The 9,520-nt window shown below is 63.9% G+C and carries 10 protein-coding genes and 2 tRNA genes; 5 read left to right on the top strand and 7 right to left on the bottom strand.

From position 1 onward, the window contains the following. Positions 1 to 187 precede the first annotated feature (187 nt). From ACTJLC_RS20135 to fdxA, 5 genes are all read right to left on the bottom strand, one after another. Complete coding sequence (locus ACTJLC_RS20135) at positions 188 to 1,018, bottom strand: helix-turn-helix transcriptional regulator (RefSeq protein ID WP_073431772.1); 831 nt, start codon at positions 1,016 to 1,018, stop codon at positions 188 to 190. A 100-nt stretch (positions 1,019 to 1,118) separates the two neighbouring features. Next, entirely contained in the window at positions 1,119 to 1,598 is a 480-nt protein-coding gene (locus tag ACTJLC_RS20130; protein ID WP_073431773.1) for a CreA family protein, read from the bottom strand. 185 nt (positions 1,599 to 1,783) lie between these two features. Then, positions 1,784 to 1,859: transfer RNA gene (locus ACTJLC_RS20125), tRNA-Asn, on the bottom strand. Positions 1,860 to 1,921: 62 nt separating this feature from the next. Further along, positions 1,922 to 1,997, bottom strand: a tRNA-Asn gene (locus ACTJLC_RS20120). A gap of 82 nt (positions 1,998 to 2,079) precedes the next feature. Continuing rightward, complete coding sequence (gene fdxA / locus ACTJLC_RS20115) at positions 2,080 to 2,403, bottom strand: ferredoxin FdxA (RefSeq protein ID WP_006052862.1); 324 nt, start codon at positions 2,401 to 2,403, stop codon at positions 2,080 to 2,082. 281 nt (positions 2,404 to 2,684) lie between these two features. On the opposite strand from fdxA, the gene pncB reads away from it, so the two are divergent. The 5 genes from pncB to ACTJLC_RS20090 all read left to right on the top strand — a co-directional run bounded on the left by pncB (position 2,685) and on the right by ACTJLC_RS20090 (position 8,643). Then, positions 2,685 to 3,881: a nicotinate phosphoribosyltransferase gene (gene pncB, locus ACTJLC_RS20110; RefSeq protein WP_073431812.1), complete on the top strand. Its 1,197-nt coding sequence runs from the start codon at positions 2,685 to 2,687 to the stop codon at positions 3,879 to 3,881. A 117-nt stretch (positions 3,882 to 3,998) separates the two neighbouring features. After that, a complete protein-coding gene (locus ACTJLC_RS20105) occupies positions 3,999 to 4,661 on the top strand; it encodes a LutC/YkgG family protein (protein ID WP_440844942.1) in 663 nt (220 codons plus the stop codon). Positions 4,662 to 4,724: 63 nt separating this feature from the next. Further along, positions 4,725 to 6,155, top strand: coding sequence for a sodium:proton antiporter (locus tag ACTJLC_RS20100; protein ID WP_154874444.1), 1,431 nt, complete (start codon positions 4,725 to 4,727; stop codon positions 6,153 to 6,155). A 53-nt stretch (positions 6,156 to 6,208) separates the two neighbouring features. Next, positions 6,209 to 7,198 carry a 2-hydroxyacid dehydrogenase gene (locus ACTJLC_RS20095; protein ID WP_073431775.1) on the top strand — a complete coding sequence of 330 codons (990 nt, stop codon included), beginning with the start codon at positions 6,209 to 6,211 and terminating at the stop codon, positions 7,196 to 7,198. Beyond that, entirely contained in the window at positions 7,195 to 8,643 is a 1,449-nt protein-coding gene (locus ACTJLC_RS20090) for a DNA recombination protein RmuC (protein WP_073431776.1), read from the top strand. Before ACTJLC_RS20095 ends, ACTJLC_RS20090 begins: the two co-directional genes overlap by 4 nt. Before the next feature lie 41 nt (positions 8,644 to 8,684). On the opposite strand, the gene ACTJLC_RS20085 is transcribed toward ACTJLC_RS20090, so the two are convergent. Together ACTJLC_RS20085 and ACTJLC_RS20080 are read right to left on the bottom strand one after the other, a co-directional pair. Further along, on the bottom strand, positions 8,685 to 9,173 hold the full coding sequence (locus tag ACTJLC_RS20085; RefSeq protein ID WP_073431777.1) for a GNAT family N-acetyltransferase: 489 nt from the start codon (positions 9,171 to 9,173) through the stop codon (positions 8,685 to 8,687). Then, on the bottom strand, positions 9,173 to 9,448 hold the full coding sequence (locus ACTJLC_RS20080; protein WP_073431778.1) for a hypothetical protein: 276 nt from the start codon (positions 9,446 to 9,448) through the stop codon (positions 9,173 to 9,175). Before ACTJLC_RS20080 ends, ACTJLC_RS20085 begins: the two co-directional genes overlap by 1 nt. Positions 9,449 to 9,520: the final 72 nt, after the last annotated feature.

The raw sequence follows: 9,520 nt of genomic DNA, 5'->3' as shown, positions 1-9,520 counted from the left end.
GCGGAGGGCGGAGGGCGGAGGGCGGAGGGCGGAGGGCGGAGGGCGGAGGGCGGAGGGCGGAGGGCGAAGAGGACGGCAGAGCGCAACGGGCAACGGGCAGAAGGCGGGGGCAGCAAGCAGTGGGCGAAGAGCGGCTGCGTTGTTGCCCCGAAGGGGGTCAACGCCCACGCCGCTCGCCCGCGCCGCTTCAGCGCCCTTGCCAGCGCCCAGGCGGCACCCCGAACATGCGCCGGAAATGCCGCGTGAAATGGCTTTGATCGGTGAAGCCGCTGACGGCGGCGACCTCCGTCACCGAAACGCCGGCGCGCAGCGGCGCAAGCGCGCGTTGCAGACGCACCTGATTGCGCCACGCGTGGGGCGGCAGGCCGGTGGCCCGCGTGAAAAGGCGCGCCGCGTGAAACGGCGAGAGGCCCGCCGCACGCGCGACATCCGTCAGCGTGACGGGCGCGACGAGGTCGCCCGCGAGACGCTCTTTCATGATCGCCACGCGGACGTCGTCGGTAGCGAGGCGCGCAGGCTCCGGCTGCGTTTGCGCGTAGCGGACCAATAGCGTGGACAACGCGTCGAACATGGCGGCCTCGGCGGCGAGCGCGTCGTCGCCCGCCTCCAGCAGACGATGCGCTCGCGCCAACCGTCGTGCGAGATCGGCGTCGCGGATCACGCCGGGTGCGAACCACGGCAGCGCCTCTCGCTTGCCGGCGACTTCATCGGCGAGCGCGTGAATGAAATGCACCGGCGCATACATCACCCGATAGCGCCAGCCGGCCTCGACGGCTCTCGAGCCCGTGTGCAATTCGCCCGGATTGATGATCGGGACGCTGCCGGCCTCGGCAACATAATCCGTTCCGCGATAGCGATAGCCCTCGGCGCCCGCCACGATCACGGGAATCGTGTATGCGTCGTGCCAATGCGGCGTGAACTCGTGGTCGTGGTATTCGGCCGTGAGCAGGTCCGCGCCGGGCAGAAGCGGCGTGCGCCAGTAACGGGCGGAGTCCTGAAAGCGATGGGCGGCGGTCATGGTGAAGGTCCGGCAAGACTGCCCAGTGTAGCGCGCCGTGACCTGCCGGCGCGTGGGCCGATACGCGTATCTTGCGTGCGGTTTGCCGTAGGTGCGGCGCTTACCTGACCGGGATCGTCGTGCCGGCCGGCATCGGCACCGCGCTCACGCTGTTCTTCGCGCTGCCGCTGACGACCCGGTCGCTGTAGGTCAGATACACCAGCGCGTTGCGCTTCGCGTCGACCACCCGCACCACGTGCAGCGACTTGAAGATCAGCGACATGCTCACGGAGAACACGTCGGCTTGCTGCTTGAGCGGGCCGGTGAAATGGATGGCGCCGACTTGCCGGCAGGCGATGGACGCCTCCGTCGGATCTTCCGCGATGCCGAGCGTGCCTTTGACGCCGCCGGTGCGCGCTCGCGACACGTAGCAGGTCACGCCTTGAACCGCGGGATCGTCGTAAGCCTCGACGACCACGCGGTCCGAACCGGTGATGCGGAAGTTGGTATTGACGCTGGCGACTTCCTCGCTGTGTGCCGTCGGTATGAGGACTAGTGCGGCGGCAACTGCGAGCGCGAGGAGCGACGAGATCGGTTTCATGAGAGGGTCGTGAATGAGCGTCGGGATTGGACGCATGGACGGGATGCCGGGACCGAGCGTGACATGCACGCCGGGAAACCGCCATCGTATAACGGCGTGCCGGTCACGGGGGCGAGTGCGATCGACGCAGGCGAGCGCCACGCCAAAACAAAAAGGCCCGCACGGATGCGGGCCTTCCAGAATTTTGGCTCCTCGACCTGGGCTCGAACCAGGGACCTACGGATTAACAGTCCGGCGCTCTACCGACTGAGCTATCGAGGAACAGCAGTACAACCTGATCTACATAAAAAAGCCCGTCTTGGTTAACGGGCCTTTGCAATTCTTGGCTCCTCGACCTGGGCTCGAACCAGGGACCTACGGATTAACAGTCCGGCGCTCTACCGACTGAGCTATCGAGGAACAGAACAACAACAGCAGAGAAACGAAATTGTAGGAGCAGCTTACGCGCCTGTCAATACCTTGTGCTTACGCGCCGCAACGCTCAGCGGACGAGCAGCGCGAGCTTTTCCTTCACGTCCTTGAACTCGTCGGCTTCCGGCAGCGGCGCTTTTGTCTTGGTGATGCTCGGCCAGTTCTTCGCCAGATCGGCATTCAGTTCGATGAAGTTCTGCTGGTCGCCCGGCACGTCTTCTTCGGCGTAAATGGCGTTCACCGGGCATTCGGCCACGCACACGGCGCAGTCGATACATTCGTCGGGGTCGATCGCGAGGAAGTTGGGACCTTCGCGAAAGCAGTCCACCGGGCACACATCGACGCAGTCGGTATAGCGGCACTTGATGCAGCTTTCGGTCACAACGTGAGTCATTCAGGCAGCTCCTGCATGCGGATCAGAGAACGGCGCCAAGCGCCAAAAGGGTTATTGTAACGTAACGTCAAGAGCCGCATGCAGCATCGGATAGCGCCTTTTATACGTTTTCGTGATTAGTTTATGGGCTCCGGCAAGAGCCGCCCGGCGGCGCGCTGAATGGGGGCGCATTCGGGTAACATGCATCAGTCGGCGCGCTCGGGGCGCGTCGCATGCGCATGGGCAAGTCGGGCCTTCCATGTCAGGCCTTCCGTTTCTATCGCGGTCCAGTTCGCACCATCATGATTATTACTTCGCTGCTCGACACCGATCTGTACAAGTTCACGATGATGCAAGTGGTGTTGCATCACTTTCCCGCGGCGAACGTGGAGTATCGCTTCCGCTGCCGTACGCCGAATGTCGATCTCGTGCCGTACATCGGCGAGATTCACGCCGAGATGCGCAAGCTGTGCCAACTGCGTTTCACCGACGACGAACTCGACTACCTGCGGCGCATGCGCTTCATCAAGGGCGATTTCATCGAGTTTCTCGCGCTGTTCCATCTGAACGAGAAATACATATCGATTGAACCGTCGCCCAAGGGCAATGGCGAAATCGACATCGAGATCAAGGGGCCGTGGCTGCACACGATCCTGTTCGAGATCCCGATGCTGGCGATCGTCAATGAGGTGTACTTCCGCAATACGCAGCAGGAGCCGGCTTACGGCGAAGGGCGCGGGCGTCTCGTCGACAAGATGAAACTGCTAGGCGCGCGCCCGGAATTCGCCGACTGCAAGATCGCCGACTACGGCACCCGCCGCCGTTTCTCGAAGCAGTGGCACGAAGAGGTGATCCTCACGCTGAAAGACGGTCTGGGCGAACAGTTCGCCGGCACCAGCAACGTCTTCTACGCAATGAAACACGGCCTCACGCCGCTCGGCACGATGGCGCATGAGTATTTGCAGGCATGCCAGGCGCTCGGGCCGCGGCTGCGCGACTCGCAAACCTTCGGCTTTGAAATGTGGGCGAAGGAATATCGCGGCGACCTGGGTATCGCGCTGTCCGACGTGTACGGCATGCAGGCGTTTCTGCGCGACTTCGACATGTACTTCTGCAAGCTGTTCGACGGCGCGCGTCATGATTCCGGCGACCCGTTCGACTGGGGCGAGCGTCTGCTCAAGCACTACGAGGCAAACCGCTGCGACCCGCGCACCAAGATCCTCGTGTTCTCCGACGCGCTCGACATTCCGAAGGTGCTGCAACTGTACGAGCGTTTCCGCGGGCGCTGCAAGCTGGCGTTCGGTGTAGGCACCAATCTGACCAACGACCTGGGTTATAACCCGCTGCAGATCGTCATCAAGATGGTTCGCTGCAACGGTCAGCCGGTGGCGAAGCTGTCCGATTCGCCGGGCAAGAACATGTGCGACGACAAAGCCTATCTCGCCTATCTGCGGCAGGTGTTCGGCATCGCGCAGCCGGTGGAAGAAGACGTGAATTAACGCGGTTCATACGCGGCTCCCACGCGCAGCCTGGCCGTTCGGCCAAGGTGTTCGCGCGCGGGGTGGCCGGTATAATTCTCGTCACATCGCACGGCTGTCGACACGAGGATCTCGCATATGGACACATCGATTGCCCGCCGCAACATCCTGGCGCGCATCCGCGCGGCGCAAGGGCGCGAGCCCGAGCCGTCCGCTTCCGAGCGCGAGGCAGCGGCGGACTATCTCGCGCGTCATCCGTCAGGCCCGCGCCCGGAGATGCCGGCCGATCTGAGCGCGCGCTTCATCGAGGAAGCGCAGAAAATGGCGACCACGGTCGACACGGTTCGGGCATTGAGCGAAGCGCCGGCCGCGGCGCATCGCTACCTCACGCAACATGCGTTGCCGCTGCAGGCGATCGCATGGCAAACGCTGCAAGACCTGCCGTGGGACGAAGCCGGTCTTGCCGTCGAGTTCCGCAAGCCGCGAGACGGCGACGTGGTCGGTCTCACCGGCTGCTTCTGCGCGACCGCCGAGACCGGCACGCTGGTCTTGCTGTCTGGGCCGCAGACCTATGCATCGGCGGGCCTGCTGCCGGAAACGCACATTGCGATCGTGCCGGCTTCGCGCATCGTCGCGGGACACGAAGAGGCATTCGCCTTGATCCGCAGCGAGCGCGGCGAACTTCCGCGCGCCGTCAATTTCATCTCCGGGCCTTCGCGCACCGGCGATATCGAACAGACCATCGTGCTGGGCGCGCATGGACCTTACCGGGTTCATGTGATCGTCGTGCAGGGCGCCTGAGTGGGCGAGCGGCTGGCTTTCACGGCACCAGTCGCCGTCGGTCATGACAAGGACTTCAAGAATATGAAACGGCATGCCGTGTCGGCGAGCATGATGTTCGCCGCCGTACTGACGCTCGCGGGTTGGCCTCGACTCGCCAGCGCCGCGACGCTCGAGGGCGCGACCTTGTCGGCGCTATGGGGTCTGCCGTTCGCCGGCGTGTTGCTGTCGATCGCGGCGTTTCCACTGCTCGCCCCAAGGTTCTGGCATCACCATTTCGGCAAGATCACGGCAGCGTGGGCGCTTGTGTTTCTCGTGCCGTTCGCGCTCACGTTCGGCGCGGGCGTCGCGCTCGGCACGCTGGTGCATCAGTTGCTCGAGGAATACATTCCGTTCATCGTGTTGCTGAGCGCGCTCTACACGGTGGCGGGCGGCATCTGCGTGCGCGGCAATCTGCATGGCACGCCGCGCCTGAACACGGCGATTCTTGCGCTCGGCACCGTCCTCGCCAGCATCATGGGCACCACCGGCGCCGCGATGCTGCTGATCCGTCCATTGCTGCGCGCCAACGACAACCGCAAGCACGTCGTTCACGTGGTGGTGTTCTTCATCTTCCTGGTGGCGAACGCGGGCGGTTCGCTCTCGCCGTTGGGCGACCCGCCGCTCTTTCTCGGTTTCCTGCAAGGCGTGAGTTTCTTCTGGACCACCACGCATCTCGCGCTGCCCATGCTGTTCGTTTGCAGCGTGTTGCTCGCCGGATTTTATGCACTGGACTCGTACTATTTTCATCGGCGCGAGGAAGAGCGTTCGCGCTTTCTCGATCCCACACCGGACTCGCCGTCGCTCGGCATGGACGGCAAGATCAACTTTCTGTTTCTGGCCGCGGTGATCGCGCTGGTGCTGATGAGCGGGCTGTGGAAACCGGGCGTGACGTTCGACGTGTTCGGCACGCACGTCGCCTTGCAAAATGCGGTGCGCGACATCGCGCTAATCGGCGTCACGCTGCTCTCGCTGGCATTCACGCCGCGTGCGGCTCGCGCGGGCAATGATTTCAACTGGGCGCCGATCGAAGAGGTCGCCAAGCTGTTCGCCGGTATCTTCCTGACCATCGCGCCGGTCATCACGATCCTGCGCGCGGGTGAGGCGGGCGCCTTCGCGGGCATCGTCCATCTGGTCAACGACTCGGCCGGTCAGCCGCACGACGCGATGTATTTCTGGGCGACGGGTCTGTTGTCTTCGTTTCTCGACAATGCGCCGACCTACCTGGTGTTCTTCAACCTGGCCGGCGGCGATGCGCAAACGCTCATGACCACCGGCGCCACCACGCTCGCCGCGATTTCGGCCGGCGCGGTGTTCATGGGTGCGAACACGTATATCGGCAATGCGCCGAACTTCATGGTGAAAGCGATCGCGGAGTCGCGCGGCGTTCGCATGCCGGGTTTCTTTGCGTATCTGGGCTGGTCCGGCGCGGTGTTGTTGCCGCTCTTCGTCGTGACCGGATGGCTCTTTTTTTGACGCAGGCTTTGACGCCGAGACAGTGGACTCGACGCGCTATTCGGAGAATTGCAATGCAGAAGATCCTCGTCGCCCGTCCGATCTTTCCCGATGTGATCGAACGGCTCAAGCAGTATTTCGACGTCGACTGGAATCAGGGCGACGTATTGCCCGCCGATGAATTCACGCGCCGTCTCGCTGATAGGGACGGCGCGCTGACCGCGGGCGATCCGGTCGGCGCGGCCGTGCTCGCGGCGGCGCCGCGTTTGCGCGTGGTGTCGAACATGGCGGTGGGCTACAACAACTTCGATATGGCGGCGTTCAACGCGGCGAACGTGCTCGGCACCAATACGCCGGACGTGCTGAACGAATCCACCGCCGATTTCGGCTGGGCGCTGATGATGGCGGCGGCACGCCGCATCGCCGAATCGGAGCATTGGCTGCGCGCGGGCAAATGGGAGAAGTGGGCGTATGACGCGTTTCTCGGCGGCGATCTGTACGGTTCCACGCTCGGCGTGATCGGCATGGGCCGGATCGGCCAGGCGCTGGCGCGGCGCGCGAAAGGCTTCAACATGCAGGTGATCTATCACAACCGTTCGCGCGTCGCGCCGGAGATCGAAGCCGAGTTGAATGCCGAATACGTGTCGAAGCAGGACTTGCTGCGGCGTGCCGATCACGTCGTACTCGTGTTGCCGTACACGCAGGAAAATCATCACACGATCGGCGCGGCCGAACTCGCGCTCATGAAGCCGAGCGCGACGCTCACCAACATCGCGCGCGGCGGGATCGTCGACGACGCGGCGCTGGTCGAGGCGCTGCGCTCGAAACAGATCGCGGCGGCCGGTCTCGATGTATTCGAAGGCGAGCCGAAGCTGAATCCCGACCTGCTGACGGTGCCGAATGTCGTGCTGACGCCGCACATCGCCAGCGCGACAGAAGCCACGCGCCGCGCGATGGCGAATCTCGCCGCGGACAATTTGATCGCGGCGCTGGGCGAAGGCCCGCGCGCCGGCCGGCCGCCGAACCCGATCAATCCCGAGGTCATCGGCCGGGCGCGCTCATGACAATGCTTCTGGTGGCGGCCGTCGCGGTGCTGGCGATCGCCTTGGTGATCGCATTGGCGTTGTTGATGCGCGGGCAAGGCCGCGTCGACGAGCGCGAGCAATTCGAGTTGCTTGGCGAACGTATCGACGCCGCCGCCGATGCGCAGGCGCACGCTTACGAGCGGCTCGAACGGCAACTGCGCAACGACATCACCGAGACGGCGCGCGTGTCGCGTGCCGAGCAGAGCGGCGGCTTCGCGCACTTTCAACAAACGCTGGCCTCGCAGTTCAGCAGTATGACGACGGTGCAGGGCGGCAAGATCGACGGTTTCGCGCAGCAACTCGACGCGGTGCGTCACAGCCTGCAGCAGCAGGCGCAACAGGCGCGCGACGAACAGGCTCGAACGCTCAGGCAGTTCGGCGAGACGCTGAGCTTGCAACTCGGGCAAGTCACCGAGGCGAACGATCGCCGCTTCGCCGAGGTGCGCGCGACCATCGAACAGCGGCTGAAGGATATCGAAGCGAACAACTCGACCAAGCTCGAGGAAATGCGCCGCACCGTCGACGAAAAATTGCACGCCACGCTGGAACAGCGCCTCGGGGAGTCGTTCAAGCTGGTGTCCGACCGGCTCGAACAGGTGCATCGCGGGCTGGGTGAAATGCAAACGCTGGCTGCCGGCGTCGGCGATCTGAAGAAGGTGCTCACCAACGTCAAGACGCGCGGCACATGGGGCGAGGTGCAGCTCGAGGCCCTGCTCGAACAGATGCTCACCGTGGACCAGTACGCGAAAAATGTCGCGACCGTGCCGAAGAGCGCCGAGCGCGTCGAATTTGCGATCAAGCTGCCGGGGCGGGCCGAGCAGGGGGATTCGGCTACGCCGGTCTGGTTGCCGGTCGACGCCAAGTTTCCGCGCGAAGACTACGAGCGCCTGATCGAAGCGCAGGAGCGCGCCGATCCGATCGCGGTGGAAGAGGCGTCGCGCGCGCTCGAAGCGCGCATTCGCGCCGAGGCGCGCAGCATCGCGGAGAAATACGTGTCGCCGCCGTACACCACCGATTTCGCGCTGCTGTTCCTGCCGACCGAAGGCCTGTACGCGGAGGTGTTGCGTCGGCCGGGTCTCACCGATCTGCTGCAGCGCGACTATCGCGTGACGATCGCCGGTCCGACCACGCTCACCGCATTGCTCAATAGTTTACAGATGGGTTTTCGCACGCTCGCAATCGAGCGGCGTTCGAGCGAGGTGTGGCAGGTGCTCGGCGCGGTAAAAACGGAGTTCGGCAAATTCGGCGACGTGCTGGCGAGGACCAAGGCGCAGTTGGAAACCGTCACGCGTTCGATCGAAGCCGCGGAAACGCGCACTCGCGTCATGACCCGCAAGCTGCGCGATGTCGAGGCGCTGCCGGGCGAAGAGGCGAGCGGTTTGCTCGGTGATGCGTTATCGGGCGTGGAGTCCGAGGAGCACTGAGGTGGTTGGGGTGCTCCTTCGGCTTGGGACGTGGCGCTGAGTCAGGCCGCCACTCCTTGGGCCAGCCGTTCGAGCGCATCCCCCGTCAGCCGCACGACACGCCAATCCGGCATGACCGTCGCGCCCATTTTTTCGTAGAAGCTGATGGCCGGCTGGTTCCAGTCCAGCACGGTCCATTCGAATCGCCCGCACCGCCGTTCCACGGCCAATGCCGCGAGACGCCGCAACAGCGCCGTGCCCAGACCGCTGCCGCGTTGGCTCGGTTGCACGTAAACGTCTTCGAGATACAGCCCGCGCTTGCCGACGAAACTCGAGTAATTGTGGAAGAACAGCGCATAGCCGACGATGCGGCCTTCGTTTTCGGCCACCAGCGCCTCGATCGAGGGCCGCGCGCCGAACAGCGCGTCACGCAAACCGTCTTCCGTCGCGGCAAAGATGTGCGTGAGCTTTTCGAATTCCGCCAGTTCGTACGCCAGCGCGAAGATCGCGCCGGTGTCCGCCGGCGTGGCGGGGCGGATCGTCGCGGACATCAGGCTTCTTCCGGCACGTCGGTCAATTGGATTTCGATGCCGCCGAAGCGCGAAGCCACCCAGTTATACGCGTGGCATGCGATCCACAACAAGATGAAACCGAGGATCGCATTGAGCAGCAGCGCGCTGAACACCGTGCTCAGTTCCACCGAGCCGTACCGGATGAACGCGACGAGGACGCCCAGCAGCACGATCGGCACCGAGAAGGTCAGGTAAACAAGGATGAGCGCTTTGGCCGTTTGTCCCGGTGCGATGAACGAGATCTGTTTTTTCATATAAGTCAAACCCGTATATGTCGTAGTGGTAATGGGTACAGCTGCAAATGACCGGTAATGGACGCCTTCGGC

Origin of the sequence: Paraburkholderia sp. 22099 (assembly GCF_052045835.1) — a bacterium.
GTDB lineage: Bacteria > Pseudomonadota > Gammaproteobacteria > Burkholderiales > Burkholderiaceae > Paraburkholderia > Paraburkholderia terricola.
Note: the sequence above shows the minus strand (reverse complement) of the source record. Positions and strands in the feature narration are given on the sequence as shown.

Excerpts from the sequence above, each read along its gene's own strand:
- ACTJLC_RS20135 (WP_073431772.1), bottom strand. The coding sequence starts at position 1,018 with ATGACCGCCGCCCATCGCTTTCAGGACTCCGCCCGTTACTGGCGCACG.
- ACTJLC_RS20130 (WP_073431773.1), bottom strand. The coding sequence starts at position 1,598 with ATGAAACCGATCTCGTCGCTCCTCGCGCTCGCAGTTGCCGCCGCACTA.
- fdxA (WP_006052862.1), bottom strand. The coding sequence starts at position 2,403 with ATGACTCACGTTGTGACCGAAAGCTGCATCAAGTGCCGCTATACCGAC.
- pncB (WP_073431812.1), top strand. The coding sequence starts at position 2,685 with ATGATTATTACTTCGCTGCTCGACACCGATCTGTACAAGTTCACGATG.
- ACTJLC_RS20105 (WP_440844942.1), top strand. The coding sequence starts at position 3,999 with ATGGACACATCGATTGCCCGCCGCAACATCCTGGCGCGCATCCGCGCG.
- ACTJLC_RS20100 (WP_154874444.1), top strand. The coding sequence starts at position 4,725 with ATGAAACGGCATGCCGTGTCGGCGAGCATGATGTTCGCCGCCGTACTG.
- ACTJLC_RS20095 (WP_073431775.1), top strand. The coding sequence starts at position 6,209 with ATGCAGAAGATCCTCGTCGCCCGTCCGATCTTTCCCGATGTGATCGAA.
- ACTJLC_RS20090 (WP_073431776.1), top strand. The coding sequence starts at position 7,195 with ATGACAATGCTTCTGGTGGCGGCCGTCGCGGTGCTGGCGATCGCCTTG.
- ACTJLC_RS20085 (WP_073431777.1), bottom strand. The coding sequence starts at position 9,173 with ATGTCCGCGACGATCCGCCCCGCCACGCCGGCGGACACCGGCGCGATC.
- ACTJLC_RS20080 (WP_073431778.1), bottom strand. The coding sequence starts at position 9,448 with ATGAAAAAACAGATCTCGTTCATCGCACCGGGACAAACGGCCAAAGCG.